Genomic DNA, 26,798 nt, shown 5'->3' with positions numbered 1-26,798 from the left:
TCAGATTTGGCATACTCCCGGTATTCGAACCACCGGAGGGGCCATGCCGACCAGCCGAACCACCACTCTCGAGCGACTGAGCGCCCTGCTCGAGACCCCGGCGGAGACCAGCGACGGTTACCTCGACCTGCTGGGCGCCGCGGACCAGGCCGGCCCGCCGACCGGGCTCACCCAGCGGCTGATGCGCACGACCGTGCTCCCGCAGGTCTACGAGCGCTACTGGCGCCCGGCGCTCGGCCGCGCGCTCAAGGGCCCGTTCGGGCCGAGCATGACCGGCGAAGTCCGCCTCGCCACGAAGCTCCTCGCCCTCGAACCCGGGCACACCGCGCTCGACGTCGCCTGCGGCACCGGCCGCTTCACGCGCGCGTTCGGCGCGGCCGTCGCGCCGGGCGGGCTCGCGATCGGGCTCGACGGCGCCCGCACGATGCTCGCCAAGGCCGTCGCCGAGGGTGGCCCGCAGAGCGTTGCCTACCTGCGCGCGGACGCGGTGCGCCCGCCGCTGAAGGAGTCCACAGTGGACGGGGTCTGCTGCTTCGCCGCCCTGCACATGTTCGCCGAACCGGAAGCCGCGTTGGACTCTTTCGCGCGCGTGCTGAAACCCGGCGGCCGGATCGTCCTGCTGACCAGCGCCCGCCGCGGCTGGCAGCCCGCGCGCCTGATCGACTCGGCCGGCGGGATCGTGAGCGGGCAGAAGATGTTCGACCGCGGCGAAATCGCGGCGAGCCTGCGTGCCCGCGGCTTCACCGCGATCACCGAACGGTACGCCGGCGTCACCCAGATCGTCGCGGGCCGGCTGGGCTGAGCGCCGCGGATTGTCGGACCCGCCGGTTAGCATCGCCCCATGACCCACCACGAGCCCGTCCCGCCCGACGACAGCTACCTGCGTTCCCTGGTCGAGGCCACCGCCGACGCCGTCGCGGCCGCCGAGCCGCTGTCCTCGCCGCACGCCGGCGCGGACGAGGCGACGCGGGCCGAGGTGACTGCCGCGGTCGAGCGCGCGTCACCCGATCTGGTGGCGTTGAGCCAAGATCTGCACGCGCACCCCGAGGAGGGGTTCGCCGAGCACCGTTCGGTGCAGGCGCTCGCGGACCTCCTCGGGCGCCACGGCCACGAAGCGACCGTCGGGCTCGGCGGGCTCGACACCGCGCTGCGCGTCAGCACCCCGGAGCGGGACGGCCCGCACATCGCCGTTCTCGCCGAGTACGACGCGCTGCCCGGGCTCGGCCACGCCTGCGGCCACAACGTCATCTGCACGACCGCCGCGGGCGGGTTCCTCGGCGCCGCCACCGTCGCCGAGCGGCTCGGCGGCCGGGTCAGCCTGATCGGCACCCCCGCCGAAGAAGGCGGTGGCGGCAAGGAAATCCTGGCTCGCGCGGGCGTGTTCGACGACGTCGACGCGGTGATCATGCTGCACCCGTTCAGCCACGACATCGCGCTGCACCCGTTCCTCGGCCGCCGTCAGCTGGAGATGGTCTTCCACGGCGTCGGCGCGCACGCGTCGGCTCAGCCGTTCATGGGCCGCAACGCGCTCGACGCCGCGGTCGCCGCCTACCAGGGCGTTTCGGCGCTGCGGCAGCAACTCCCGCAGAGCGACCGCGTGCACGGCGTCTTCACCGACGGCGGCGCCCGGCCGAACGTCATCCCGGCGCGGGCGGCGCTGCTGTTCTACCTCCGCTCGCAGAACCCGGAGACGCTGCGCGACCTCGCCGCCCGGATGACGTCGATCGCGGAAGGCGCGGCGGCGATGACCGGCTGCGGCGTCGAGCTGGTCTGGGACGCCCAGGCCGCGTACCTGCCGATCCGGTTCAACACCGCGCTCGCCGGCCGCTGGACGGCCAACCAGCTGGGCACCGGCCGCAAGCCGCTGCCGCCGGGCATCGTGCCGGAGTCGCTCACCGGATCCACCGACCTGGGGAACCTGTCGTACCGGATGCCCGCGCTGCACCCGATGCTCGCCGTGTCGGGTCCGACGGTCGCCTTGCACACCAAGGAGTTCGCGGCCGCGGCCGGATCGTCCACCGGGGACGCCGGGGTCCGCGACGGCGCGCTGGGCCTGGCCCTGACCGCCGCCGACTACCTGGGAGACGCCGAACTGCGGAAGGCGGTGCACGACGAGTTCGAAGCGGCGGGAGGAGCGCTGGACGTGCCGGCGTTCTTCGACTGAGAACCACCTGAGTTTTCTCAGCTGATTCTTCTCAGCAAAGCCTGAGGTATTTCCACAGGTTGCTCACAAGCACCGGCGCGAACCTGGATCCATGACCGAGAACGAGAGTCGGCCCGGCCCCGCCTCACCCGGTGGGCACCAGCCGCACCAGAGCACCCCGCAGTACGGGCCGTACGCGCAGCAGCAGCCGCAGTACGGCTACCAGCACCAGGCCGCGCCGAACCCTCTGTTCACCCCGCAGCCGGCGCCCACGGCGCTGAAGACCAAGCCGCGCAAGGGCGGCCGCGTCGCGCTGATCGTCAGCGCGACCGCGCTCGGCGCCGCGCTGGTCGGCGGCGTCGGCGGCGCCGCGATCGTCGGGCTCACCACGAACTCGGCGGACGGCACCACGACGTCGGTGAGCACGCCGGCCGCGAGCGGGCAGGCGGTCTCGAACTCGACGTCCGGCGACGTCAGCGGCGTCGCGGCGAAGGTGACGCCGAGCGTCGTCCAGATCAACGTGACCACCGGTCAGGGCGAGGCCATCGGCTCCGGCGTCATCCTGACTTCGGACGGCCGGATCCTGACGAACGCGCACGTCGTCGACGGCGCCCAGAACGTCGTGATCACGACGTCCGACGGCAAGAAGTACCAGGCCGGTGTGGTCGGTGCGGACACCAAGGCGGACATCGCGGTGGTCCAGGCCCAGAACGCCAGCGGTCTGACGGCCGCGAGCTTGGGCGACTCGAGCAAGCTGGTCGTCGGCCAGTCGGTGGTCGCGATCGGCTCGCCGGGCGGGCTGCAGAACACCGTCACCACGGGCATCGTCAGCGCGCTCAACCGCAACCTGTCGGACATCGGCGAAGGTCAGCGGCAACAGCAGTCGCCGTTCAGCCGCACTTCGAACCAGGCCGAGAACTCGCCGAGCTACACGGCGATCCAGACGGACGCCTCGATCAACCAGGGCAACTCGGGCGGCGCGCTGGTCGACGCCCAGGGCAACGTCATCGGCATCAACTCGGCGCTCTACAGCCCGTCGGCGTCGGCCAACGGCTCGGCGGGCAGCGTCGGGATCGGCTTCGCCATCCCGATCAACGACGCCAAGAAGATCGTCGACCAGATCGTGAACAACTAGGACGCGGACGGGCCGTTGTCGGGGCGGTCCGTCCCACCCGCTTCGGGGAGCGGGGACCGCGAAGGCCGTTTCGAGAGTCAATCGGGGGCTCTCGAAACGGCCTTCGCGTCTTCTACAGCTCGTAGGTGAGCGTCAAGCGGTGGTCATCGCCGTCGATCTCGATGAGCGCCGTTCCGGTGATCCCGGTCAGCTCGCCCGCCCCGGAACCGGGGAGGATCGTCACCGTCATGCCGGACTCCTCGCCGGCGGTGTGGTGCAGGACGAAGCTGCCCTTGCGGCCGTCGACCGCGACCTCGAGCCGCTCGAAGCCCACGTACGCGCGCGAAGTCGCATTGTTCGCCGTCAGGAGCTCGACCTTGCTGGTCCCCTCGACCGCCCCGGTGAACGTCTTGGCGATCGCCACCCGGGCGAGCTCGGTGCCGGCGAACTGGTCGGTCGCCTGGGGCTCCCACTCGTCGACGGTGAACGACGCGGTGGCGCTGCTGGTCATGGTGTTCCCTTCTTCGATGTGGACACCAGCGTCCCAGCCATACCTGACAGATCGCGTCAGGTTTTGTCACCGCCTCCGGTTGCCGAACAGCCCTCGCGTGATCTCCCGGCCCAGCGCGCTCGCCGCGGAACGCATGAACGACTTCACGGCCGGGTTCTTCATCGCCGACTCGATGAACCCCGGATCGTCCTTCTCCTTCTCCGGCGCCGGAGCCGCGGGAGCGTCGGGGGCCGGCTCGGGAGCGGGTGCGGCGACCTTCGCGGCCAGCTTCTCGTAGGCCGATTCCCGGTCGATCGTCTCGCCGTACTTCGCGTGCAGGTCCGACGACGCGACGGCCGCGGCGACGGCGTCCGCACCGATCGAGCCCATCTTCGACCGCGGCGCGCGCAGCCGCGTCCACGCCACCGGCGTCGGCGCGCCCCGCTCCGACAGCACCGTGACGATGGCTTCGCCGATGCCCAGCGACGTCAACGCCGTGTCGAGCTCGTAGAACTTCGTCTTCGGGTACGTCTTGACCGTCTTCGCCAGCGCCGCCTGGTCGTCCGGCGTGAACGCCCGCAGCGCGTGCTGGATCCGGGCGCCGAGCTGCGAAAGCACGTTGTTCGGGATGTCCGTGGGCAGCTGCGTGCAGAAGAACACGCCGACGCCCTTCGACCGGATCAGCTTCACGGTCTGCTCGATGCGCTCGAGGAACGCCTTCGAGGCGTCGTTGAACAGCAGGTGCGCCTCGTCGAAGAAGAAGACCAGCTTCGGCTTGTCGAGATCGCCCTCCTCGGGCAGCTCCTCGAACAGCTCGGCCAGCAGCCACATGAGGAACGTCGAGAACAACGCCGGCTTCGCCTGCAGGTTGTCCAGCTCCAGCAGGGTCACGACGCCCTTGCCGTCGTTCTGGCGCATGAGGTCGTGGACGTCCAGCTCGGGCTCACCGAAGAAGTCCTCGCCGCCCTGGGCCTCCAGGTTCGACAGCGCGCGGAGGATCACCCCGGCCGTCGCCGCCGACACCCCGCCGATGCCCTTGAGGTCCTCCTTGCCCTCGTCACTGGTCAGGTGCGTGATCACCGACCGGAGGTCCTTCGTGTCCAGCAAGGCCAAACCGCGCTGGTCCGCCCAGTGGAAGATCAGCCCGAGCGTCGACTCCTGCGTCTCGTTCAGCCCGAGCACCTTCGACAGCAGCACCGGCCCGAAACTCGTGATCGTCGCCCGGATCGGCGACCCCTTCCCGCCGGTACCCAGCGAGAGGAACTGCACCGGGAACGCCGTCCCCGCCCAGTCGTCACCCAGCTCCTGCGCGCGCTTCGCGATCTTGTCGTTCGACTCACCGGCCGCCGCGAGCCCGGACAGGTCACCCTTAACGTCCGCGAGCACCACCGGCACCCCCGCCGCCGACAACTGCTCCGAGATCAGCTGCAACGTCTTCGTCTTGCCCGTCCCGGTCGCCCCCGCGACCAGCCCGTGCCGGTTCAGCGTCGCCAACGGCAGGCGCACCGCGGCCGCGGCGTCCGCCGAGCCGTCGATCACCACCGCGCCCAGCTCCAGCGCGGCACCCTCACTCGCATAACCAGCGGCGATCTCACTCGCCGGCGACCCCTGCTCCGTCACTCGCTGCTCCCCTATCGTGTGTCCTGCACCACACCGGGAGCGTAACGCGCCGTACGCGCAGGTAACGCCACTCATATCCCCGTGTCGGGTTAGGGTCACCAGGTGACCGACCGCCTAGTCTGGATCGACTGCGAAATGACGGGGCTCGACCTCGGCAAGGAAGCGTTGATCGAAATCGCCGCCCTCGTCACCGACGCGGAGCTCAACGTGCTCGGCGACGGAGTCGACATCGTCATCCACGCCGACGAGGAAAAACTCGCCGGGATGCCCGACGTCGTCCGCGAGATGCACGCCCACTCCGGCCTCACCGAAGAGGTTCGCGCTTCCATCGTCACCCTCGAAGAAGCCGAACGCCGCGTCCTCGACTACATCCGCGAGCACGTCCCCGAGCCGGGCACCGCCCCCCTCGCCGGCAACTCCATCGCCACCGACCGCGGCTTCATCGCCCGCGACATGCCGGCCCTCGACGCCCACCTGCACTACCGCATGGTCGACGTCTCCTCGGTCAAAGAGCTCGTCCGCCGCTGGTACCCGCGCATCTACTACGCCAAGCCGGAAAAAGGCCTCGCCCACCGAGCCCTCGCCGACATCAAGGAATCCATCGGCGAACTCGACTACTACCGGCGCGTCGCCTTCGTCCCACAACCCGGCCCGACCAGCGACGAAGCCAAAGCCGCGGCCGCTGAAGTGCAGGAACAACACCAAAGGTAACCCCCTGCGAACCCCGCGAGGGCACCCGCTACGATTACAGCCAACGAGGTGATCGCAAGCGGTTCCCTCGCTGATGGTGGGCGTAGCTCAGCTGGTAGAGCACCTGGTTGTGGTCCAGGAGGTCGCGGGTTCGAAACCCGTCGCTCACCCCATTGCCCCAGGCTGGTCGGTTGCTTCGCAACCTTCCCTACGCCTGGGGTTTCGCCTTTCTGTGGGGGTCGAACCCCCACGCCCCCGCCGGGGGCTTGCCCCCGGACCCCCGTCGTGGTGGTTGCCTCTCGTTGCCGGGTTGCGTTGGGGATCGAGCCAGCTGGGGCGGATTGCTGCCAGGAGTAGCAGTGCTAGGGCCAGGGCTACGTAGAGGGCGTGGGCTGGGGCTTGGCCTGGGTGGTCTTCTGGGAGGACCACCAGGCCTACCAGGGGGATGTTGTTGCGACCTGTTCCTACCTGCCAGGGGAAGAGGAGTAGGTAGGTTGCCGTTAGGGCTGCGGCCGGCCACCAGTGGCGGGCTTTGTGGGCCGTGCAGGCTGCCATTGCGAAGAACGGGATGAACCAGACCCAGTAGTGGGTCCAGGTCCAGGGGGTTACCAGGACCATCAGGGCGCCGATCGTGCTCACTGCCAGGAGTTCTCGGCCGTTGCGGTGTGCGCGGTAGGCGATCCAGAACGCTGGTAGGGCCACGAGGGCTGCTGCTGGGATCCAGATCTGGGGTGGGACGTCCGGGATGTCGAGGATGCGGGCCAGTGCGCCGCGGATCGACTGGTTCTCCGGGGCTGTTGCGTCGCTGTCGCCTGTGATGCGCGAGGGGTCGGCCAGGTTGGCTGCCCAGAATGCCGCCGAGTCGCGTGGGAGAGCTGCGAAGCCGGCCAAGACTGTCGCGGCGAATGTGGCCACGGCCACCGCTGCTGCCTTGAAGCGGCGAGTGAGTAGCAGGTAGACCACGAAGATGGCCGGGGTCAGCTTGATTGCGGCGGCCAGGCCTACGCCGGCTCCGGTCCACCAGCGGTTGCGGCCCGTCAGGTCGGCCAGGACCAGGAGGAGCAGGAGGAGGTTCACCTGGCCCACCGTGAAGTTCATCAGCACCGGCTGGAGCGGGAGGGACAGGGCCGTCAGGGCTGCCGTCGCGGCCAGGCGGCCGGCGTCCCGGGCGCAACCCAGGCTGCCCAGCGAGATCCAGATGACCGCCAGCAGGGAGAACAGGTTGACCAGGAGGGCCAGCAGGGGCAGGAGGAGCTTGGGGACCGCGGTCAGGGGGACGAAGAGGCCGGCCGCGAACGGCGTGTACTTGAACGTGCCGCCGATCGTCGGCAGGTGCGAGACGCCCGGTTCGTAGAGGGGCGTGCCCGCCCGGACCGCTTTGCCGGTCGCCACGTAGGAGCGGAAGTCTTCGAGGTAGACGCCCGCTGTCGTCCAGACGCCCGCCCAGACCGTGTAGCCCGCGAAGATCACGAGCAGCAGTACGCCGGACAAGACCGTCCACCACAGGGGCGCCGGGAGTCTTCGCTCGGCCGGTGCTTCGGGTACCACGAACGCCGCCATCGGATCCCCCTCGGATGCGCGAGCGCGCAGTCTAAGCAGGTCAGCGCGGCGCAACCGACCTTCGCCCGAGCGTGGTAACCCTCACGACCAGGTGGCTCAGCCTGCGCGAGCCGACGACCGGGTGCACCGTGTTCTGGTGGAACGTTCACGACCGAAGCGCCCCCGGAAGAAACTGCGGTACGAGGACATCACCGTCGTCGACCGATCCCTGCTCAAGCGGGCGGTGGGAGCCGCCGCGCTCGGCAACGCCATGGAGTGGTTCGACTTCGGCGTCTACGCCTACATCGCCGACACCATCGCCGAGGTGTTCTTCCCGCCGACGGTGTCGCCCGGCGTCCGGCTGATCGGCACCTTCGGGGCCTTCACCGCGGCCTTCCTCATGCGTCCCCTCGGCGGGCTCGTCTTCGGACCCCTCGGCGACCGCATCGGACGGCAGAAGGTGCTCGCCGTCACCATGATCATGATGGCGATCGGCACGCTCTGCATCGGCCTGATCCCGTCCTACTCCTCCATCGGCGTCTGGTCACCGATCCTGCTCGTCGTCGCGCGCATGGTGCAGGGCTTCTCGACCGGCGGCGAGTACGGCGGCGCGACGACGTTCATCGCCGAGTACTCCCCGGACAAGCGCCGCGGCTTCATGGGCTCCTGGCTCGAGTTCGGCACGCTGTCCGGGTACGTGCTCGGCGCGTCCGTCGTCACCGGCATGAAGGCGTGGGTCCCGCACGAGACGCTGCTCGACTGGGGCTGGCGCGTCCCGTTCCTGGTCGCCGGCCCGCTCGGCATCATCGGCCTCTACATGCGCCTCAAGCTCGAGGAGACCCCGGCGTTCCAGAAGCACGCCGAGGAAGCCGAGAAGCGCGGCCGCGCCGGTGAGCCGTTCTGGAAGATGTTCACCGACTACTGGCCCGCGCTGCTCATCTGCATCGGCCTGGTGCTCGTGTTCAACGTCACCGACTACATGCTGCTGTCGTACATGCCGACGTACCTGTCGGAGCAGCTGCACCTCGACGCGACCCACGGACTGCTGCTGATCATCGTCGTCATGGTCGTGATGATGCTCATCATCCTGGTCGGCGGCCGGATCACCGACCACGTCGGCCGCAAGCCCGTGATGATGGCGGGCTGCATCGGGTTCGTCGTGCTGTCCTGGCCGCTGATGCTGCTGGTGCACGACGGCGGCCTCGTCCTCACGTTCCTCGGGCTGATGGGCCTCGGCCTGCTGCTGCTCTGCTTCGAGGTGTCGATGCCCGCGGCGCTGCCGGCGCTGTTCCCGACGGCCATCCGGTACGGCGCGCTGTCGATCGCGTTCAACATCTCGGTGTCGCTCTTCGGCGGCACGACGCCGCTGGTGATGCAGTCGCTGATCTCCGCGACCGGCTACGACTTCTGGCCGGCCTGGTACCTGATGGCGGCGGGCGCGATCGGCGCCGTCGCGGTGTACTTCAGCCGTGAGACGGCGAACAAGCCGCTCTGGGGCTCGGGGCCCGCGGTGTCGAGCGAGGCCGAGGCACGGGAGATGGTCCGCACCTCGGCCAAGGACGGCTAGTTGCCGGCGGTGCGCCACTCGTCCCAGGACAGCTGCCAGACGCTCCAGCCGTCGGTGGGCTCCAGCTTCGGGCCGCCGCTGTTCTGCACGGTGACGATGTCGCCCTTCTTGGACGTGTCCATCAGCCACTTCGTGTTGTCGGTCGAGAGGTTCAGGCAGCCGTGGCTGACGTTGCTGTGCCCCTGCTGCCGCACCGACCACGGCGCGGAGTGGTAGAAGATGCCGCTGTAGGACAGTCGCACCGCGTACTGCACGAAGGTGCTGTACCCGCCGGGCGAGTCTTCGGGCACGCCGTAGGTAGCGGAGTTCATGGTGTAGCCGTTGTGCTCGCTCATGACGGTGTAGGTCCCGGCGGGCGTGTTGTGCCCGGGCTTGCCCATGGAGGTCGGCATGGTCTTGACCACCTGGTCGTTGACCGTGACCGTCATCTGGTGGGTCCCGCCGTCGGCGACGGCGACGAGCTTGTCCCCGACGGTCGCGCTCGCGCGCTTGTCCTCCCGGCCGTAGCTGCCGTTGCCGAGCGGCTTGCCGTAGACGGCGGCGTCGACCTTGATCTTGGTGCCGCTCTTCCAGTAGTCCTTCGGCCGCCAGGTGACCTGCTTGTCACCGGACCAGCGGAACGCGCCCTCGGTGGCCGGCTCCGCGGTGACCTTGAGCGCCTTCTCGGCGGCGGCCTTGTCGGTGACGTTCCCGGTGAAGGTGAAGATCAGCGGCATCCCGACCCCGACGGTCTCCCCCTCGACGAGGTTCACCGAGACCCCGACCTGCCGGGCGGGCTTCGCGGTGCTGAAGTTCGACTCCGACGTGACCGGCTTGCCATCGCCACCGACCGCGGTCGCGGTCAGCCGGTAGGTCTTGTTGTAACCGAGCGGCTCGGCGGAGTCCCACCCGGAGCCATCGGCCCGCGCCTTACCGGCGACGACCTTCCCATCGGCCCCGGTCAGCTTCACCTCGCCGACCTTCCCATCGGCCACGCTCACACTCACCGGCTCCCCGGGCGCGACGTCCTTCGCATCCTTCGCAGGCGTCAACGTGACCACGGCCGCCTTCGGCGCAGGCTTGGGCGCACTCGAGGATGTCTCTTTCGGCGGTTCACCCGAAGGAGGAGAGCTGCTGCACCCGGCCACGGTGAGGCCGATCACCCCAGCGGCCACCAGCAGCCGCGCCTTCATACCCCGCATGCCCACCCGCCTGTTTCGCCGTCGATGTCCGACTACAGTGTGCCCGACCAGCGGGGAGTCCGTGGCAGCAACGCCCGAACCCGGTTGGAGGGACCCCCCTGAAACGGGGCCTGAACGGGGTGCTAATCTTTTCCACGTCGCCGAGGGAAGCCTCCGGCAGACACCGGCGCCATTAGCTCAATTGGCAGAGCAGCTGGCTCTTAACCAGCGGGTTCGGGGTTCGAGTCCCTGATGGCGCACTCCCATCACCCCAGGTCTGATTCTCTTCGGCCTGGGGTTTTGTGGCATCTGGACGACTTTCTTCCGCTTGTGCAGTGTCCACTGTGGTCTCCTGCGAGCCCGAGGGTGCCGGGTAGTCCGAGCGGCCGTCGTGGGATCGCTGCGGCGAGCTTGCGGGCGTCGAGAACTTGTGCTGGATCACCTTGATGTTCACTCCCGCCGCCGACGTCGGGGTCACGGCACCGTGACGAAGGCCGTCGAGGGCACGTCGGCGAGCTTTCTCGTCGGCCACATCGGCGGGGTGCAGTGGCCTGCCGTCCGGCTTGGTGAAGAGCAGGTCGTGATCGACCCGAGCGTCGCCGAACTCTGTGTTGGGACGATGGCCTCCATCGCCTCGCCCCCGCCGCAGGCCGGTGTGGGCGATCAGGTGGAACAGCGGATAGCGCCCGGGCCGTCGATCGCCTTCCGCCTGCGCAGACGCGGCCGGCGTGCTCCGCCTCGACGGCTGCTGACGCCGGAGTCGATGCCGGGCTTCCCGTGATAAGGCCCGGGAGCTGGACGACACAGTTGACCGGGGTCATGGTCTTGAGGCCCGCGGGATCGTTGTGACCTCTCCCCCCAATACCGGGTCGGCGAAGTCGACCAGCCGTCGCCATAGAGTTTCGCGATCGACCGCACCTGGCCGATGCCATTCGCTGCCGGAATGAGCGCGGCCTGCAGTCTGGCCGGTTGATTCCGGTCAGTGCCTTCCGGCGGAACGATCTGAAAGTCCAGGTCGAGCGGCGCCGCGATCTCGTCGGCGAAGAACCGGCCGATATCGCGCCCTGCGGGTCAGGCTGCGACGATCTCGTTTCGAGCGGAGAAGTTGTGCCGAAACGTGTCGGCCACGGCGTGGTAAGCCTCGTCCACTTCGTCATGAACCAAGTGCGCCGGCACGTCGATCTTGAGGACCACATCGATCTTTTCTCATCGTGGATCACCGACGGTGGCGCAGTGCCGCCGTCGTGCCGACCGGCCAGTGAACATCCGGACGAACGTCTGCCCGCCGGCTTCGCGGGCGAGGCCGTGTTCTACGAGGAGGCCGTCGCGATCGGGCTCGGAGCCATCGCGTGGACGCCGATCACCGCGGCGGCAGTGTCCCGATAGCGGCGATCAATCCGGGTTGCGCACGGTGCCACGACCGCCAACAGCCCGGAGAACCGGGCAGCCGGGCCGACTCTTTCGCAATGGCAAGCATTCCCGATAGCCTGGCGGCTTCACCGCCGAGCGAAGGAGTCTCGTGACTTCATCAGCACACGCGCCGGACATCTTGTCGCCGGAGTTCGCCGCTGATCCGTATGCCGCTTACGACGTCATGCTCGAACATTCGCCTGTGCTCTGGCACGAGGGAATGCAAAGCTACATCGTTTCGCGCTACGACGACGTGTCTCGCGCTTTCAAGGAAAGCACGTTCACCACCGACAACTACGGCTGGCAACTGGAACCCGTGCACGGCCGCACGATCCTGCAGATGAGCGGCCGGGAACACGCGATCCGGCGGGCGCTGGTGGCGCCGGCCTTCCGGGGCAACGAGCTGGAGCAGAAGTTCCGGCCGGTGATCGAACGGAACTCCGCACAGCTCATCGACGCCTTCCGCGGCCGCGGGTCGGCCGACATCGTCACCGACTACGCCCGGCACTTCCCGATCAACGTCATCGTCGACATGCTGGGGCTCGACCAGAACGACCACGCCCGGTTCCAGCGCTGGTACAGCGCGATCATCGCCTTCCTCGGCAACCTCAGCCAGGACGCCGAAATCACCGCGGCCGGGCTCCGGACCCACGACGAGCTCGCCGCCTACATGATCCCGATCATCCGCGACCGCCGCGAAAACCCCGGCGACGACCTCCTTTCGGCCCTCTGCGCCGCCGAGGTGGACGGCACCAGCATGAGCGACGAAGACATCAAGGCCTTCTGCAGCCTGCTGCTGGCCGCGGGCGGTGAGACCACCGACAAGGCGATCGCCAGCCTGTTCCGGAACCTGCTGGCGCACCCCGAGCAGCTCGACGCCGTGCGCGCCGACCGCACCCTCGTGGCGAAGGCGTTCGCCGAAACGCTGCGCCACACCCCGCCGGTGCACATGATCATGCGGCAGCCGGCGGAGGAGATCGAGATCGGTGGCGAGAAGATCCCCGCCGGCAGCACGGTGACCTGCCTGATCGGCGCGGCGAACCGCGACCCGCGCCGGTTCGCGAACGCGAGCGCGTTCGACATCTTCCGCACGGACCTCCCGACCGAGACCGCGTTCTCGGCGGCGGCGAGCCACCTGTCCTTCGCGCTGGGCCGTCACTTCTGCGTCGGCGCGCTCCTCGCGAAGACCGAGATCGAGGTCGGCGTCAACCAGCTGCTCGACGCGATGCCGGACCTGCGGCTCGCCGAAGGCACGGAACCCACCGAACAAGGTGTGTTCACCCGCGGACCGGCCTCCTTGCCGGTGACGTTCACCCCGGCGTAGTCGCACTGGGCCCCGGCCGACGGCACGGCCGGGGCTCGACGGCTCACCCGCCGGGGGTGTTCACCACCCCGCCGGCCCGGCCACGTGGACCGGCGTGAACTGCACCGGCAGGCTTTCCAGTCCCCGCATCCACACCGACGGCCGCCACTTCAGCTCCTCGGCCGGCACCGCGAGCTCGAGGTCCGGGAGCCGGTCCAGCAGCACTTCGACCGTGGTGCGGGCGATGACCTCGGCCACTTCCGGTGCCGGGTAGGGACACCCGTGCTCCCCGTGGCCGAACGACATGTGCGCGTGGTTGCCCAGCGCGCCCGCCGCCGCGTCGGGCCGGGCGTGCGGGTCGGCGTTCCCGGCGGCCAGCCCCAGCACCACCAGGTCTCCCTGCCGCACGCGAACTCCGCTGAGCACGGTGTCGCGGCTCGCGAAGCGCCCGATGAAGTTCTGCGTGGGCGTGTCGTGCCACAGCACCTCGTTGAGGGCCTGGCCGACACTCCCCCGGCCGCCCGAGAGCGTCATCGCGAACCGGCTGTCGGTCAGCATCAGCCGGATGGTGTTGCCGATCCAGTTCGCCGTCGGCTGCTGCGCCGCGGCGGTCACCACGAGCAGGTCCTGCACGACCTCGTCGTCGGTCAAGCTCGCCGGGTGCTGCATCATCGCCGTGGGCACGTCCGCGCCCGGCCGCTCGCGCTTCACCGCCACCAGCCGGGCCATCGCCTCCTGCACCCGCCCGTACGCCGGCAGCGCTTCGGGGCCGACGTCCAGGGACAGCGCGACGTCGCGCACCAGCGCGGGTGCCTCCGAGTCGGGCATGCCGTACATCTTGGCAACGGCGAGCAGCGGTGCCTGCTGGGCGAACTGGGCGATCAGATCGGCCTCGCCGGTGCCGGCGAATTCGTCGATCAGCCGGTCCGCGATGCGCTCGCAGTGCGCGCCGAGGTCGAACTGGTCGACCGCGGACAACGCGTCACCGATTGCACCCGCCCGGCGCCGGTGCTCACCGGCCTCGGTGAACATCACCGACGGGTTGTGCATCACGTAGGGCAGCAGCGGCCAGTCTGCGGGAACGTTGTCCCACTGGTTCCACCGGCGGCTGTCGCGGGCGAACAGCTGCGAATCCTGGCACACCTGGTGGATCTCGCGGTACCCCGTCAGCAGCCAGGCGGGGATGTCACCGTCGAGCAGAACCGGGACGACCCCGCCGTACTGCCGCCGGATCCGGCCGTACAGGGCGGCGGGATCCCGCTCGAACTCGGGTCCGTACAACCGGACCCGGTCCGCCGCCGGGATCGTCTCCGCCGGGGTGCTGGTCTGGAAACCGGTCACGATGCGCCCTCCCGGACTTTGGACAGGGTGTAGAGGTGGTCGACGAGCGAGATCAGCACGTTCTTCGACGAGTCGCGGTCGCGGGCGTCGCAGTCGAGGAGCGGTACCTCGCCGGACAGGTCGAGCGCGGCGCGAACGTCGTCGAGACTGTGCTTCGGCGGGCCGAAGTTGTTGCGCGCCACGATGAACGGCGTGCCGTGGTGTTCGAGGCGGTCGATCGCGTACCACGAGTCGGCCAGCCGCCGGGCGTCCACCAGGACGACCGCGCCGAGAGTACCGGCGAACAGGCTGTCCCACAGGAACCAGAACCGTTCCTGCCCCGGGGCGCCGAACAGGTAGAGCACCATCTGCTCGTCGAGGCTGATCCGGCCGAAGTCGAACGCCACCGTGGTCGTCGTCTTGGCCTGCACCCCCCGGGTGTGGTCGACGCCGATCCCGGCCTGGGTCATCGTCTCTTCGGTGCTCAGCGGCCGGATCTCGCTGACCGACCGGACCATCGTCGTCTTCCCGACGCCGAAGCCGCCGACGACCACGATCTTCAGGCCGTCCGCCGCGGTGTCGGCCAGGGGCCGCCGTTGTTCTTGTTCAGAGATTGCGGAGTCCAACGAGCACCTTCTTGAGGAATTCCGAGTCGGAGGCCCGTCCGGCGGCCTGGGCCGACGACGGGTGTCGGGCGGACACCTTGCCGGTGGCCAGCAGGTCCGCGAGCAGGATCTTGATCACGCTCACCGGGAGCGCCAGATCGGCCGAAAGCTCCACGACGGACGTCGGCTTCGCCGTGATCCCGAGGATCCGGACGTGTTCGGACTGCATCCCCGCCGACGGCTCGGACTCCCGCACGATCAAGGTGACCAGGTCGAGGTCGATGTCGTCCGCGTTGCTGCGCCCACCCGTCACCGTGTAGAGCCGGTCCGGGTCTTCGCCGTCGAGCGCCGAGCGCGTCACGAAGCCGGGTTGTCGGCCGCCGCGAAGCGCGGCGGTGCGGTGAAGACCGAGCCGATCTGCTCCACCAGCTCGTCCATCTTGTGCCCGATCAGGCCGACGTCGGCGTCTTCGGTGGCGATGACGGCCAAGTGCGAGCCGACCCCGGCCTCCACGATGAAGAGGATGCCGCCGTGGAACTCGGTCATGGAGTTCCGGACGCCGCCGGTGCCGTCGCCGAACTCGACCGAAGCGCCGTGCGCCAGTGCCTGCACGCCGGCCGCGATCGCGGCGAGCTGGTCGGCGCGGTCGACGGTGAGCCCCTGGGTGTGGCAGAGCTTCAAACCGTCCCGAGACAGCACGAGGGCGTGACACGCGCCGGCGGTGTCGCCGACGAGGTTCTCGAGGAGCCATTCGAGGCTCTTTTCCGAATCAGTCATCGAATCCGGGGAACCGGTGCACCGGATCCCCTTGCTCCCATCTGGCGGTGTGCGGGGGTAGGGGCGGAGCGGCAGGTCACGCGTCTTCGCCGCGATCCGACGGGGACGCGGCCTGGTGGGACGGCGCCCCGCCACTGCGACGCTGCTGGAAAGCACCGAACCGGGACCCCGTGTCACGCTCGGCCCGCGCGGGACCCGGCGTGGGCGACGGTGGCCGGCGCGACGCGGCGCTCAGCGTCTGCCCGCGCGAGCGCTTCGGCAGTTCGGACGGCTCGGCCAGGTCACCGGCGATCTCGTGGCTCGTGTCGGCGGGCGAGGGCCACACGATGGACGCGGGCCGCCCGTCCGCCTCCGGCAGGGCGTCCGGCCGGGGCTGGGTGATCAGCTGCGTCGGGATGCGCATGACGACGCCGATCCCGCCCCGCGAAGACGGGCGGAAGAACACGTGCAGCTGGTGCTTGCGCGCCAGGCTGCCCACGACCGCGAGCCCGAGCCGCGTGCCCGACATCGACGTCAGGTCGAGCGGCTGGTCGAGGGCCACCGCCCGCTCGGCGCGGGCGAGGGCTTGCGCCTTCATGCCCAGGCCGCCGTCCTCGATGGTGATCACCGCGCCGTTGTGCAGATCTTCGACGTAAACGTGCACTTCTTCCGAGGGCGCGGAGAACTTCGTGGCGTTGTCCATGAGCTCGGCCAGCGCGTGCATGACGTCTTCCGCGGCGTAACCGACGACCGCGACCCCGCTCGCGGAATGCACCCGTACCCGCTGATAAGCGCCGATGCGGCCGAGCGCCCCGCGCAGGATGCTCTCCATCCGGATCGGTTTCGTCCACCGGCGGCCCGAGCGCGCGCCGGTGAGCACGGCGATGCTGTCGGCCAGCCGGCCCGCCTGCGCCGTGTGGTGGTCCACCTTGAGGAGATCCCCGAGCATCGCCTCGGACGACCGGTTCTCCATTTCGCGCAGGTCCGCCAGCGTGCTGGTCGCCAGCGCCTGCAACCGTCCCGCCGCGCTCGCACAAGCCGCCGTCGCGGCCGCGCGGCGGCGCTCGCCGACGGCGATCTCGTCGACGAGGAGCCGCAGGACACGCTGGTGCAGTTCTTGGGCCGGGCGGGGAACTTCGGCGAGCACGCTGTCCGCGGGCGCGCCTTCACGCAGCCGCCGGATGACGTCCGGGACGGTCCGGTCGAGCAGCCGGGCCAGTTCGCCGTCGGCGAGCTGGACGGATCCGCGGGCACGCTCGGCTTCCTCCTGGGCGGCCCGGGTCCGTGCCGTCGCACGCGCGACTTGATCACCGCGGCGCAGCGCGAAGAACACGGCGACGCAGGCGGCAATCCCGGTGACCGCGCCGGCAACGGCGACAAGAATCCCCTGACCACCGGAAACGGACAAGGACACCCCGGTCCAGATCGCGGCGGCGGCAACGGCTGTGACCAGTACCCCGGTTACCGCCCGGCCGACTGACTCGCGCTCTTCCCGATGTTGTGCGGGCGGTCGTTCCGACATCGCTCCACTTCCTCGAGTCCGAATGGTTCCCGAACAGTACTCCGGTTGCCCGAAAAGATCACGGGCAGGTTTCGGAACGGTTCACCAGCCGGATCGAGGCCCGAATATCGCCCGAAAAATGCCCGTTACCACATATCCGGTCGAACACCGAATTGCGATCAACCGCAGGTCGAACACCATCCATTGTGGAATTGCCGCCGCCGCTACCACCGGCCGCGGCGGGTCACAGACCGGAGGTGTCGTGCGGTTCGACGAGACCGTGGTGGTGGGCGAACCGCACGGTGTGCACGCGGTCCCGGAGAGCCAGCTTCGCCAGCACGCGCGAAACGTGGGTCTTGACCGTCTGCTCGCCGACGTAGAGCTGCTCGCCGATTTCGACGTTCGAAAACCCCCGGGCCATCAGCAGGAACACCTCGTGTTCGCGGGCGGTGAGGCGCTCGAGGCCCGGCGCTCGCTCCCGCGCGGGCGGAGCCGGGGCGAGGGCGTCGGCCAACCGGGGCGCGAGCCGGCTGGTGATGGTGGGATCCAGGTAGGTGTCACCGCGGGCCGCGACCCGGATCGCGGTCACGAGCTCGTCGGGGGGCAAGCTCTTGAGCACGAAGCCGTTCAACCCCTCCGACAGCGCCGAGCGCAGGTAGTCGTCGGTGCCGAACGAGGTGAGCAGGACGATCTTCACGTCCCGGTGCCCCGCCGACCGGATGCGCCGCGCGGCCGCGAGCCCGTCGAGCTTGGGCATGCGCACGTCCAGGACCGCCAAGTCCGGCGCCAGGGACGTGACGGCCTCGACGGCGCTGTACCCGTCACCGACGTCGGCGACGCACTCCATGTCCGGCTGTGCGTCGAGGACGGCCCGGAACCCGGACCGGAACATGGCGTGGTCGTCGGCGATCACGACGCGCAGGGTCATCGGGCACCGGCCAGTGGAATGGTCACGCTCGACTCCCAGTAGTCCCCGTCTTCGGCGACACCGAAGGTCGCCGATCCGCCCAGTTCCTCCGCGCGTTTGCGCATTCCCCGCAAACCGAGGCCGGATCCTTCCGGTGAGGACGCGCGAAGCGTGGAGGCGACGCGGTTGCGGGCGGTGAGCGCGACGCGGTCGTCGCCGCAGTCGAGCTCGACCCGGGCCGTTCGCCCGTCTCCGTGCCGCAGCGCGTTCGTCAGCATTTCCTGTGCCACCCGGTAGACCGTGGTGTCCACGTGCTGCGGGAGGGCCGGCGGCGCTTGGTAGACGACGAACGTCACCTGCAGCCCCGAGGCGCGCAGGCCCGCGAACAGGTCCGGCAGCATCGCGATTCCGGGCTGTTCGGCGGATTCGCTGCCTTCGTGCAGCAAGGACAGCAGCCGCCGGAGGTCCACCATCGCCGCCTGGCCGGACTGCTGCACCGCCGTGAGCGAGGTGTGCACCGGACTGTCGCCGGGAACCACCGTGCCGGCGAGGTTCAGCCTCGCCGCCGTCGCGTGGACACCGATCGCGCTGACGTGGTGGGAGATGACGTCGTGCAGGTCGACCGCGATCGTTTCGCGTTCCTTCGCCACCGCCGCGGCGACCTCGGCCTCCGCGTCACGCAGTGTTGCTTCGCGCTGCCTGCGCAGCTCGTCGACGTGTTCCTTGCGGGCGGTGGTGTAGCGGCCCACCAGCCACGGCAGGAGAGCGTTCGCCGCCGCGACGCCGAGCACCGTCGCCGGGGCGGTGAGCCCGGTGATCACCACCGACGCCACGATGCCGGCGCACACCGCGGCCAGGGTGGCCACCGCGGGACGGCCGCGAAGCCACGCGCCGGCCCGGTACGAGCTGACCAGCTGCCCCGCCGTGCTCGGGTTGCGGCCCGGTAGCGCGAAAGCCAAGGCCACGATCACCACCGCGTGCGCGACGGCGACCCAGCCCGACAGCTTCGGCGCGGTCGCGAGCGCGATGTCGGCCGCGACGACCCCGGCCAGCAGGAGGGCGTTCCACGGGCCCGGTGCCGGGCCGCGGGTGAGGAAGTTCAGCCCGTCGATGGCGACGCACATGACCGCGACCAGCGAGGCCTGGCGGGCCAGCGACCGCTGTGCGTCACGAGCCGGCAAGCGAGCCGTCCACCGGCGGATCAGCGCGGCTCCCGCCGGGTACGCAGTGCTGGACATCCGGTCATTGTGCCGGAGCGGCCCCGGCCGGGCGTCACTCCGTGGAGGGACGGATGATCACTGCCCGGTATGACGCCCAGGCCGCCGCTCGCCCCTACCTTTCCCGGCATGCGCTTCCCCCAACGCCGCCGCTCCTTCGTCATCGTGGGCCTCGCCGCCGTGGTACTCGTGCTGGCCGCCTTCATCGTGTGGCCGGACTCGACGGTCCGCGTCCCACCTGGCGCCGCACCGGACTCGCTGGCCGTGTCTCCTTGCTCCTACGACACCGAGGCGGGCTCGCTCGCCGCCGACTGCGGGACGCTCGTGGTCGCGGAGAACCGGAACCGCCCCGGCTCCCGGCTGATCGCGCTGCCGGTCGTGCGGATCCGGGCGACCGCGCAGCCCGCCGGTGAGCCCATCTTCCGGCTCGGGGGCGGACCGGGTCAGTCCAATTTGGACTTCCCGCAGGCGAGCCGCCTGGCCGGCCACCACGACGTGGTGCTCGTGGGCTACCGCGGTGTCGATGGTTCGTCCCGGCTCGACTGCGCCGAAGTGACGGACGCCCTGCAGTCGGCGAAGGACATGACCGGACCCGAGGCGCTGCCCCGGACACGCCGCGCCTTCGACCAGTGCGCCGACCGGCTGCGGCGCACCGGCGTCGACCTGACCGGCTATTCGATCGTCCAGCGGATCGAGGACCTGGAGTCGGCGCGCAAAGCCCTCGGTTACCCGCGGATCGACCTGGTCAGCTCGAGCGCCGGCACCCGGACCGCGACGATCTACGCGTGGCGTCACCCCGACGCGCTGCTGCGCTCGGCGATGATCTCGGTCAACCCGCCCGGGCACCTGTCCTGGGACCCGCGCACCACCGACGCCCAGTTCGGGCAGTACGCCGACGTCTGCCGGGCGGACCGCGCCTGCGCCGCGAAGACGGCCGACCTCGCGGCTACCATCCGGTCCCGGGTTGCCACCATGCCCGCCAGCTGGGGCCCCTTCGGCATCAAGAACACGAACGTTCGCGTCCTGAGCCAGTACGCCATGCACATGAACGGCCGGGCCGAGGCGCCGAGCAACGCGCCCACGGTGATCGACGCCTACCTCGACGGCGGCCCCGGCGCGATGTGGGCGATGTCGGTGCTGGCGGACCTCACACTGCCGACCTCGACGGTGTGGGGCGAACTGGCCTCCTTCAGCATGATCGACGCGCCCGTCACGCAGGCCTACTACGACCGGGGCGGCGACCCCGGATCGATTCTCGGCAACTCCTCCACCGATTTCCTCTGGGGCGGCCCGGACGGGTTCTCCCGGGCGTGGCCGGACAGCCCGGACAACGCCGAGTACCGCACCGTGCGGCCCAGCGCGGTGGAGACCCTGCTCATCGGCGGCGAATTCGACCTCTCGACCCCGCCGGTCAACGCCACCAAGGAACTGCTGCCCTCGCTGAGCCGCGGACACCAGGTGATCGTGCCCGGGATCGGGCACACCGGCGACTTCTGGGCCCAGCAACCCGACGCGGCCGACCACCTGCTCGAAACCTTCTACGACTCAGGCCGCGTCGACAGCTCCCGGTTCGTGCGCACCCCGGTCGACCTCACCGCCGTGCCGCTGAGCATGTCGCTGATCGCCGGTCTCCTGGTGGGCGTCACGACCGGGGTACTGCTGCTCGCGTTGCTGGCGCTAATCGTGCTCGCCCGCCGTCGTCGCCGCCGCGGTGCGCCCGGCCGGTGGATCCGGTGGCTCGGCTCGGTGCCACTGGGGATCGCCGGCTGGTTCCTGGGTGTGCTGTTCGCCTGGACGTTCGCACCGCAGTGGTTCGTCACCAGCCTGGCCGTGGTGGTACCCGGCACCGGACTCCTGGTCGGGCTCTGGGTGCACTGGGCCCGGCCGGCCGAGCGTCCCGCGTTGGCGCTGACGCTCCTCGGCGGCTGGGTGGGCGCACTGCTGGGCGCGCTGGCCGGGTCCGGCCTGCTGGTTCCGGTGACCGCCATCGCCGGTGCGGTCCTCGGTGCGAACGCCGTCGTCGCGATCCGTGGACACCGGCAGCGATCCGCGATCGCGGCCACCGGCTGAGCCGGTTTCCCGGTAGCGGCCCGGGTTTCACGATGGGTGAGACCGATCGCTTGCCCGCGGCGCAACCTTCCGCGCCGCGACGTCCGCGGGCAGGCCGCGGCGGCCCAAGGGAATCCGGTCCGCCTCGTCCTGCTTGATCCGGTCGACCACGTCCGGGGGAAGGCCGGCCGACGCCAGTGCTTCGGACTCCGTCGGTCCCGGGGCGACGGCGTTCACCCTGATCCTTTCGGGGGCGAGCTCCAGGGCCCAGCTCCGGGTGAGCATCTCGACGGCGCTTTTGCTGGCGGCGTAATGGGATCCGCCCGGCAACGGCCGGTGCCCGAAAGTGCTGGACACGTTCACGATCGAGCCGTGCATGGCACGCAGGTGCGGCAGGGCGGCGCGGGCGAGCAGGCTCGGCGCGGTCACGTTCAGCGCGAACAGGTCGCCGATGCCGGAGCTGGTGACCTCGGCCAGGGGCACGAGCGCGGCCGCACCGGCGTTGTTGACCAGGACGTCGACCCGTCCCCACCGGCGGCGGGCCTCCTCGACGATCGCCCCGGGCGCGCCGGCGGAACGGACGTCGGCCGCGAAGGTGTCGATGCCCGGGTGTTCCCGCGCGGTCTCCGCCAGCGCGTCCTGGCGACGGCCGATCCCGAGGACGTGGGCTCCGACCGCGGCGAAGGCGATGGCAGCGGCCCGTCCGATGCCCGACCCCGCGCCGGTGACGAGCACGACGCGGCCGGCCAGGTGACCGGCGGGCGGGTGCACAGTGATCACGAAACTCCTTTGTCCGACAGCAATGGCTCGCCGGCACCGGGTTCAGTTCCGCCGCTCGGGTGGCACGTACTCGAAGGTCGGGCCCGCCGTCGTCTTCCCGTCGCCGGTGGGCATCTTCATCAGTGCCAGACCCTGCTTGCGCAGTCCGAACATCGTGCCGACGGCATCCGCCATCCCGCCCGGGTTGCCGGTGAAGGCCTCCTCCAGCTGGTAGAGCAGCAGGCTGTAGGTCTGGTTGAACTCCTCCTGGGCGACGCGGATCGGGCTGCCCTCCGGGTAGTCGGCGGTCCTCGGGTTGTGCCGCATCGGCAGCACGCCGTCGAAGTCGACCGCGAGCTCCTCGCCGGTCGGCCCGGACTGCGGTGTGTCGCCGGTCCGGTAGCGGCGGCCCACCTTCAGCTCCTGGAACCGGAAGTAGTGCGCGACCTCTTCCCGCTCGGGGTGGAAGACGTCGTGGTCGCCGTCCCACACGTCCGTGCGCGCGGCACCTTCACCCTGCTCGACGATTTCCGCCAGCGCGGCCGACGCCGACTTCAGGTCGCGGACCGGCAGCACCTCGCCACCCCCGCCACGGAGGTGGAACTCGCCGATCTGCCGGGCCGGGTCGCCGGTGAACACCTGGTCCTCACCCAGCTTGTCGCACAGCGTCCGCAACCCCTGCTCGATCGCGGCGTAGAACTGGCCGATCGTCCGGTACTCGTCGGTTTGCGGCGGCGCGTCCGCCGACGCGGGCTGCTCGATGCGCAGGAACAGCTCCAGGGCCTCGGGACCGAACGGGGCCAGGTGGACGTGCACGGACCGGTCGCCGTGGGGCAGCGGATGCGGGTACGGCGGCAACAGGTCCGGCGTGTCGAGCTTGGGCGAGCCGCCGACGGCGTTGAGCAGGTTCGCGGCCAGGGCCAGGTGGATCATCTCCTCGGCGAGGACCGTGCCGACGACCTGGGTGGCTTCGGGGTTGCGCGCCGGGTCCAGCGAGTACAGCGCGCACAGGTACGGCGGGATCGTCGCGTGCTCGAGTTCGATCGCCCACTGCAGGTGGCGGCGGAGATCGTCGATCGTGTCGATGGCGTGGGCGCCACGGGTTTCCATGCGGTGCTCCGGTTCGTCGGGTCGGTGTCGGCAGCCAAGACCGGACGCCGTCGCGGTTTGTGACACCCCCGCTGTCACAAACCGGGAGCCCGTCCGGTCCTTGCTGGAGAACGACGTCCCGGAGTGGCCGGGACGCGGGAGGAGACACCATGAAGATCGTCGTGATCGGCGGCAGCGGGCTGATCGGCTCGAAGCTCGTCCGGAAGCTGACCGCGCACGGCCACGAAGCGGTGCCCGCGTCACCCGACTCGGGCGTGAACACGCTGACCGGTGAGGGGCTGGCCGAAGTGCTGGAGGGCGCCCAGGTCCTGGTCGACGTCTCGAACTCGCCCTCGTTCGCCGACGACGCCGTGCTGGAGTTCTTCCGCACCTCCACCGGAAACCTCCTCGCCGCCGGGGAGAAGGCCGGGGTGGGGCACCACGTCGCGTTGTCGGTCGTGGGCACCGAGCGGCTCGCCGAAAGTGGTTACTTCCGCGCGAAGATCGCGCAGGAGAAGCTCATCAAGGAGTCCGGGCGGCCGTACTCGATCGTGCACGCCACGCAGTTCTTCGAGTTCGTGGGCAGCATCGCCCAGGCGGCGACCGAAGGGAACACCGTGCGCCTGTCGGACGCCCGGATCCAGCCCATGGCCGCCGAAGACGTGGCCACCGCGGTCGGCCGGGTTGCCGCCGGCGCACCGCTGAACGGCACCGCCGAGGTGGCCGGACCCGAGCAGTTCGGGCTCGACGAGCTGATCCGCACCGGGCTGGCCTTCCGCGGCGACCCCCGCGAGGTCGTCACCGACCCGGACGCGCGTTACTTCGGCGCCTTGCTGGACAAGGACATGCTCCTGCCCGGCCCCGGCGCGCAACTGGCCGCCACCCGGTTCGCCGACTGGCTCCCGCTCAACCCGCCGCCGGCGAAGTGACCACCGCGGGTGAGCTCGTCGGGTGAGCGCGACGTCGTAGAGTCGTGGGGGTGACAGATTCCGGGATGGGTACCGAACTCGGCGACGTGGCGAGCCTCGATGCGGCCACGGCCGCCTTCACCCGGGTGCGGCCGCGGCTGTTCGGGATCGCCTACCGCATGCTCAGCAGCGTCGCCGAGGCCGAGGATCTGGTGCAGGAGGTCTGGCTGCGCTGGCAGACCTACGACCGGTCCACGGTGACCAACCCGGAAGCGTTCCTGGCGACGACCACCACCCGGCTCGCCATCAACGTCCTGCAGTCGGCCCGGAAACGACGCGAGACCTACATCGGGCCGTGGCTGCCCGAACCGGTCGACACCGGCGCGGACCCGTACCTGGGCGCCGAGCGCGGTGAAGCGCTGGAGTTCGCGACCCTGCTGCTGATGGAGAAGCTCACCCCCGGCGAACGCGCGGCCTACGTGCTGCGGGAAGCCTTCGACTACTCCTACGCGCAGATCGCCGACATCCTGTCGTCGACCGAAGCCGCCGTGCGCCAGCTGGTCAGCCGGGCTCGCAAGCACCTCAAGGGCGAACGGCACGCGTCGGTGCCCGCGGCCGAGCAGCGGGAACTGCTGACCACGTTCCTGGCCGCCGCCCGGTCCGGCGATCTGGCCGAGCTGGAGCGGCTCTTCACCCCGGACGTGACCAACCTGTCCGACGGCAACGGCCGCAAGGGCGTCGCCCGCCGTCCGCTCGTGGGCAGCGCCCGGGTGGCGAAGTTCCTGCAGGCGATCTCCAGCTGGTTCTGGGACGACGTCGACGTGCGGTGGGTTCAGGCCAACGGGCAGACGTCGGCGGTGCTGCGGCAGAACGGCTCCGTGTACGGCTTGCTCACGGTCAGCGCCACCAGCGAAGGCATCGACCAGGTGCTGTGGCTGGTCAACGCCGAGAAGAACAAGGCGGTCCCGGCCTGACCCGTCGGCGGGAGGAATCCGTGTTCGATCCGCACGACGCGACCGTGCGCCGGTTCGCCGCGGCCTGCCGTCGGCGGGACCGCGCGGCGCTCGAAGCCGTCCTCGGCGACGACGCGGTCGCGACGTGCGACGGCGGCGGCCTGGTGCCCGCGCCGGCGGCGCCCGTGCGCGGCGCGGCGGCGGTCGCCCGGCTGGTCCTCGAGATCGTGAGCGGGCGAGCGGGTGCCGAGCTGACCATCGAATCCGTCAACGGCCGCGCCGGGCTCGCCCTGCGCCACGCCTCGCGCGCCGTCGCGGTCGTCGGCGCCGAGACCGCCGGGCCCCGGATCACCACGCTCTGGATCGTGCTCGACCCGGCCAAGCTGACCAGCTGGCACCGCGGTTGACCGGGCCCGCACCACGACCGCCGCGCGGGCCCGGTCTCCGTCACCGCGCCAGCCACTCCCGGTAGGTGGTCTTCGCGATGACGGCGCCGTCCTTGGCGATGAGGGCATCGCCGGACACGGCCGCGAACAGGCCGGCCTGGTCGTCGGTGACGACGGGCCGCCGGTCCCCCTGGGCGGCGAGGGTGATCCGGCCCAGCTCGTCGAGGGCGAACACCTCCGGCCCGGCGACGTCGCGGGTCCCTCGCAGCGGCGCGCCCGTGCTGACGTCGGCGACCGCCTGGGCGACGTCGTCGGCGGCGATGGGCTGGATGCGCGTCGCGGGCAGGCGGACGGTGTTCTCGTCGGACGTCCACGACATCGTCGCGCCCATGAACTCGAAGAACTGCGTGGCCCGCACGATCGAGTACGGCACCGGCCCGGCCTTCAGGATGTCCTCCTGCAGCACCTTGGCGCGGTAGTAGACCAGGTCCGGGACCAGCTCGGCGCCCACGATCGACAGGATGACCGCGTGGCCGACCCCGGCCGCGGCCGCTGCCGCCAGCAGGTTGTCCATGGTCGTCCGGAAGAACGCGGGCGAGGCGTCGTCGAACGTCGGGGAGTTCGTCAGGTTGACGACGACGTCCGCCCCGGCCAGCGCGTCGGCCAGGCCCTTCCCGCTGAGCAGGTCCAGCCCGGTGGACGGCGAGTGCGGGACGGCTTCGTGCCCGCCCGCGGCCAGGATCTTGACCACGCGGGAACCGATGAGGCCGGTCCCGCCGATGACGGCGATCTTCACTTCCGCGACCATCCCTTCGCGCCGAGTTCGTCCGCGGACACGAGGTCGACCATCGGCTTGCCCGGTTCGCAGAGCATGGTGACGGTGAACCGCACCGGGACGTCGTCGCGGTTGTTGCCGTCCTGGTAGTGGATGACGTCGCCACCCGGCTCCCAGAAGGCCTCCCCGGCGCGCACGACCCGCGGCGGCTCGCCTTCGAGCTCGAACACCATCTCGCCCTCCAGCACGTAGCCGAAGGCCGGACCGGGGTGGCGGTGCGGCGGGGTGCCGGGGTCGCCCGGCGGGTACTCGATGACGATGGTCATCGCGTGCGCCCCCTCGGGGACGAAAGGCGGTTTCGCCTCTTGGAGCACGGTCAATGACATGGAAGACCTCCTCGGCTGACGGGTACACCCGCTAGGACCGGACAGCCGCGCGGTTTGTGACTCGCGGGCTCCGCGAGGGTGGATCTCCGTCCTCGACGAACCCCAGCACCACGGCGGCGGCAACGGCCTGGGCCCGGTCGGCGGCCGCATC

General features: G+C 70.3%; 27 protein-coding genes and 2 tRNA genes. 14 read left to right on the top strand and 15 right to left on the bottom strand.

Translation table 11 applies throughout. The annotated features are described in order from the left end of the window. Positions 1-43: 43 nt before the first annotated feature. The 3 genes from SD460_RS17015 (at position 44) to SD460_RS17005 (ending at position 3,278) form a co-directional block, all read left to right on the top strand. Positions 44-802, top strand: a complete 759-nt coding sequence (locus SD460_RS17015; protein WP_290057101.1) for a class I SAM-dependent methyltransferase — start codon at positions 44-46, stop codon at positions 800-802. Positions 803-841: 39 nt separating this feature from the next. Next, on the top strand, positions 842-2,164 hold the full coding sequence (locus SD460_RS17010; protein WP_290057099.1) for a M20 family metallopeptidase: 1,323 nt from the start codon (positions 842-844) through the stop codon (positions 2,162-2,164). Positions 2,165-2,255: 91 nt separating this feature from the next. Further along, a complete protein-coding gene (locus SD460_RS17005) occupies positions 2,256-3,278 on the top strand; it encodes a S1C family serine protease (protein ID WP_290057098.1) in 1,023 nt (340 codons plus the stop codon). 112 nt (positions 3,279-3,390) lie between these two features. Here SD460_RS17005 and SD460_RS17000 read toward each other — a convergent pair whose 3' ends face one another. Both SD460_RS17000 and SD460_RS16995 read right to left on the bottom strand, forming a co-directional pair. Continuing rightward, positions 3,391-3,768, bottom strand: coding sequence for a DUF3224 domain-containing protein (locus SD460_RS17000; RefSeq protein ID WP_290057097.1), 378 nt, complete (start codon positions 3,766-3,768; stop codon positions 3,391-3,393). 66 nt (positions 3,769-3,834) lie between these two features. Further along, the gene (locus SD460_RS16995) at positions 3,835-5,367 is read right to left on the bottom strand and encodes a helicase HerA-like domain-containing protein (protein ID WP_318306360.1); all 1,533 of its coding nucleotides are present in this window, start codon (positions 5,365-5,367) and stop codon (positions 3,835-3,837) included. Between the two features lie 102 nt (positions 5,368-5,469). Here SD460_RS16995 and orn point away from each other — a divergent pair, with 102 nt between their 5' ends. Then, complete coding sequence (gene orn, locus SD460_RS16990) at positions 5,470-6,078, top strand: oligoribonuclease (RefSeq protein ID WP_290057095.1); 609 nt, start codon at positions 5,470-5,472, stop codon at positions 6,076-6,078. A 76-nt stretch (positions 6,079-6,154) separates the two neighbouring features. Next, a tRNA-His gene (locus tag SD460_RS16985) sits at positions 6,155-6,230 on the top strand. Here the strand turns inward: SD460_RS16985 and SD460_RS16980 are convergent. Continuing rightward, the gene (locus tag SD460_RS16980; protein ID WP_318306359.1) at positions 6,223-7,617 is read right to left on the bottom strand and encodes a glycosyltransferase 87 family protein; all 1,395 of its coding nucleotides are present in this window, start codon (positions 7,615-7,617) and stop codon (positions 6,223-6,225) included. The genes SD460_RS16985 and SD460_RS16980 overlap by 8 nt on opposite strands. Positions 7,618-7,753: 136 nt before the next feature. On the opposite strand from SD460_RS16980, the gene proP reads away from it, so the two are divergent. Beyond that, complete coding sequence (proP, locus tag SD460_RS16975; RefSeq protein ID WP_318306358.1) at positions 7,754-9,163, top strand: glycine betaine/L-proline transporter ProP; 1,410 nt, start codon at positions 7,754-7,756, stop codon at positions 9,161-9,163. Here the strand turns inward: proP and SD460_RS16970 are convergent. Beyond that, positions 9,160-10,344, bottom strand: a complete 1,185-nt coding sequence (locus SD460_RS16970; protein WP_318306357.1) for a L,D-transpeptidase — start codon at positions 10,342-10,344, stop codon at positions 9,160-9,162. The two genes, proP and SD460_RS16970, sit on opposite strands and share 4 nt — an antisense overlap. A gap of 166 nt (positions 10,345-10,510) precedes the next feature. Between SD460_RS16970 and SD460_RS16965 the strand changes: the two genes are divergently transcribed. The 4 genes from SD460_RS16965 (at position 10,511) to SD460_RS16950 (ending at position 13,057) form a co-directional block, all read left to right on the top strand. After that, positions 10,511-10,583, top strand: a tRNA-Lys gene (locus SD460_RS16965). 224 nt (positions 10,584-10,807) lie between these two features. After that, positions 10,808-11,104: a hypothetical protein gene (locus SD460_RS16960; protein ID WP_290057091.1), complete on the top strand. Its 297-nt coding sequence runs from the start codon at positions 10,808-10,810 to the stop codon at positions 11,102-11,104. 188 nt (positions 11,105-11,292) lie between these two features. Further along, positions 11,293-11,709, top strand: coding sequence for a hypothetical protein (locus SD460_RS16955; RefSeq protein WP_290057090.1), 417 nt, complete (start codon positions 11,293-11,295; stop codon positions 11,707-11,709). A 133-nt stretch (positions 11,710-11,842) separates the two neighbouring features. After that, positions 11,843-13,057, top strand: coding sequence for a cytochrome P450 (locus SD460_RS16950; RefSeq protein WP_290057089.1), 1,215 nt, complete (start codon positions 11,843-11,845; stop codon positions 13,055-13,057). 60 nt (positions 13,058-13,117) lie between these two features. Here the strand turns inward: SD460_RS16950 and SD460_RS16945 are convergent, their stop codons facing one another. The 7 genes from SD460_RS16945 to SD460_RS16915 all read right to left on the bottom strand — a co-directional run bounded on the left by SD460_RS16945 (position 13,118) and on the right by SD460_RS16915 (position 19,363). Further along, the gene (locus SD460_RS16945; RefSeq protein WP_290057086.1) at positions 13,118-14,377 is read right to left on the bottom strand and encodes a cytochrome P450; all 1,260 of its coding nucleotides are present in this window, start codon (positions 14,375-14,377) and stop codon (positions 13,118-13,120) included. Continuing rightward, positions 14,374-14,910 carry a GTP-binding protein gene (locus SD460_RS16940; protein ID WP_318306570.1) on the bottom strand — a complete coding sequence of 179 codons (537 nt, stop codon included), beginning with the start codon at positions 14,908-14,910 and terminating at the stop codon, positions 14,374-14,376. The genes SD460_RS16945 and SD460_RS16940 overlap by 4 nt, the downstream gene beginning before the upstream one ends. 52 nt (positions 14,911-14,962) lie before the next feature. Then, the gene (locus SD460_RS16935; RefSeq protein ID WP_290057082.1) at positions 14,963-15,322 is read right to left on the bottom strand and encodes a DUF742 domain-containing protein; all 360 of its coding nucleotides are present in this window, start codon (positions 15,320-15,322) and stop codon (positions 14,963-14,965) included. Then, positions 15,319-15,738 (bottom strand): roadblock/LC7 domain-containing protein, encoded by a 420-nt coding sequence (locus SD460_RS16930; RefSeq protein ID WP_318306356.1) that lies wholly within the window; start codon positions 15,736-15,738, stop codon positions 15,319-15,321. Before SD460_RS16930 ends, SD460_RS16935 begins: the two co-directional genes overlap by 4 nt. A gap of 76 nt (positions 15,739-15,814) precedes the next feature. Then, positions 15,815-17,131: a sensor histidine kinase gene (locus tag SD460_RS16925; protein ID WP_318306355.1), complete on the bottom strand. Its 1,317-nt coding sequence runs from the start codon at positions 17,129-17,131 to the stop codon at positions 15,815-15,817. Positions 17,132-17,462: 331 nt separating this feature from the next. Then, on the bottom strand, positions 17,463-18,146 hold the full coding sequence (locus tag SD460_RS16920) for a response regulator (protein WP_290057079.1): 684 nt from the start codon (positions 18,144-18,146) through the stop codon (positions 17,463-17,465). Further along, positions 18,143-19,363: a sensor histidine kinase gene (locus SD460_RS16915; RefSeq protein WP_290057078.1), complete on the bottom strand. Its 1,221-nt coding sequence runs from the start codon at positions 19,361-19,363 to the stop codon at positions 18,143-18,145. Before SD460_RS16915 ends, SD460_RS16920 begins: the two co-directional genes overlap by 4 nt. 108 nt (positions 19,364-19,471) lie before the next feature. On the opposite strand from SD460_RS16915, the gene SD460_RS16910 reads away from it, so the two are divergent. Beyond that, entirely contained in the window at positions 19,472-21,412 is a 1,941-nt protein-coding gene (locus SD460_RS16910; protein ID WP_318306354.1) for an alpha/beta fold hydrolase, read from the top strand. A 27-nt stretch (positions 21,413-21,439) separates the two neighbouring features. Here the strand turns inward: SD460_RS16910 and SD460_RS16905 are convergent, their stop codons facing one another. Both SD460_RS16905 and SD460_RS16900 read right to left on the bottom strand, forming a co-directional pair. Next, positions 21,440-22,171 (bottom strand): SDR family NAD(P)-dependent oxidoreductase, encoded by a 732-nt coding sequence (locus SD460_RS16905; RefSeq protein WP_318306353.1) that lies wholly within the window; start codon positions 22,169-22,171, stop codon positions 21,440-21,442. Positions 22,172-22,213: 42 nt separating this feature from the next. Then, a complete protein-coding gene (locus SD460_RS16900; protein ID WP_290057075.1) occupies positions 22,214-23,260 on the bottom strand; it encodes a ferritin-like domain-containing protein in 1,047 nt (348 codons plus the stop codon). 149 nt (positions 23,261-23,409) lie between these two features. Here SD460_RS16900 and SD460_RS16895 point away from each other — a divergent pair, with 149 nt between their 5' ends. The 3 genes from SD460_RS16895 to SD460_RS16885 are packed head-to-tail and all read left to right on the top strand — an operon-like array spanning position 23,410 to position 25,507. Further along, positions 23,410-24,168, top strand: coding sequence for an SDR family oxidoreductase (locus SD460_RS16895; RefSeq protein ID WP_290057074.1), 759 nt, complete (start codon positions 23,410-23,412; stop codon positions 24,166-24,168). Between the two features lie 50 nt (positions 24,169-24,218). Next, on the top strand, positions 24,219-25,121 hold the full coding sequence (locus SD460_RS16890) for an RNA polymerase sigma-70 factor (protein ID WP_290057073.1): 903 nt from the start codon (positions 24,219-24,221) through the stop codon (positions 25,119-25,121). A gap of 20 nt (positions 25,122-25,141) precedes the next feature. Continuing rightward, positions 25,142-25,507: a sigma-70 family RNA polymerase sigma factor family protein gene (locus SD460_RS16885; RefSeq protein ID WP_318306352.1), complete on the top strand. Its 366-nt coding sequence runs from the start codon at positions 25,142-25,144 to the stop codon at positions 25,505-25,507. A 40-nt stretch (positions 25,508-25,547) separates the two neighbouring features. Here the strand turns inward: SD460_RS16885 and SD460_RS16880 are convergent, their stop codons facing one another. After that, positions 25,548-26,282, bottom strand: coding sequence for an SDR family oxidoreductase (locus SD460_RS16880; protein ID WP_290055977.1), 735 nt, complete (start codon positions 26,280-26,282; stop codon positions 25,548-25,550). Beyond that, positions 26,279-26,647 carry a cupin domain-containing protein gene (locus tag SD460_RS16875; protein WP_290055976.1) on the bottom strand — a complete coding sequence of 123 codons (369 nt, stop codon included), beginning with the start codon at positions 26,645-26,647 and terminating at the stop codon, positions 26,279-26,281. The genes SD460_RS16880 and SD460_RS16875 overlap by 4 nt, the downstream gene beginning before the upstream one ends. Between the last annotated feature and the right edge of the window lie 151 nt (positions 26,648-26,798).

Origin of the sequence: Amycolatopsis solani, assembly GCF_033441515.1 — a bacterium.
Lineage (GTDB): Bacteria > Actinomycetota > Actinomycetes > Mycobacteriales > Pseudonocardiaceae > Amycolatopsis > Amycolatopsis solani.
This window is presented reverse-complemented; position numbering and strand designations above follow the sequence as displayed.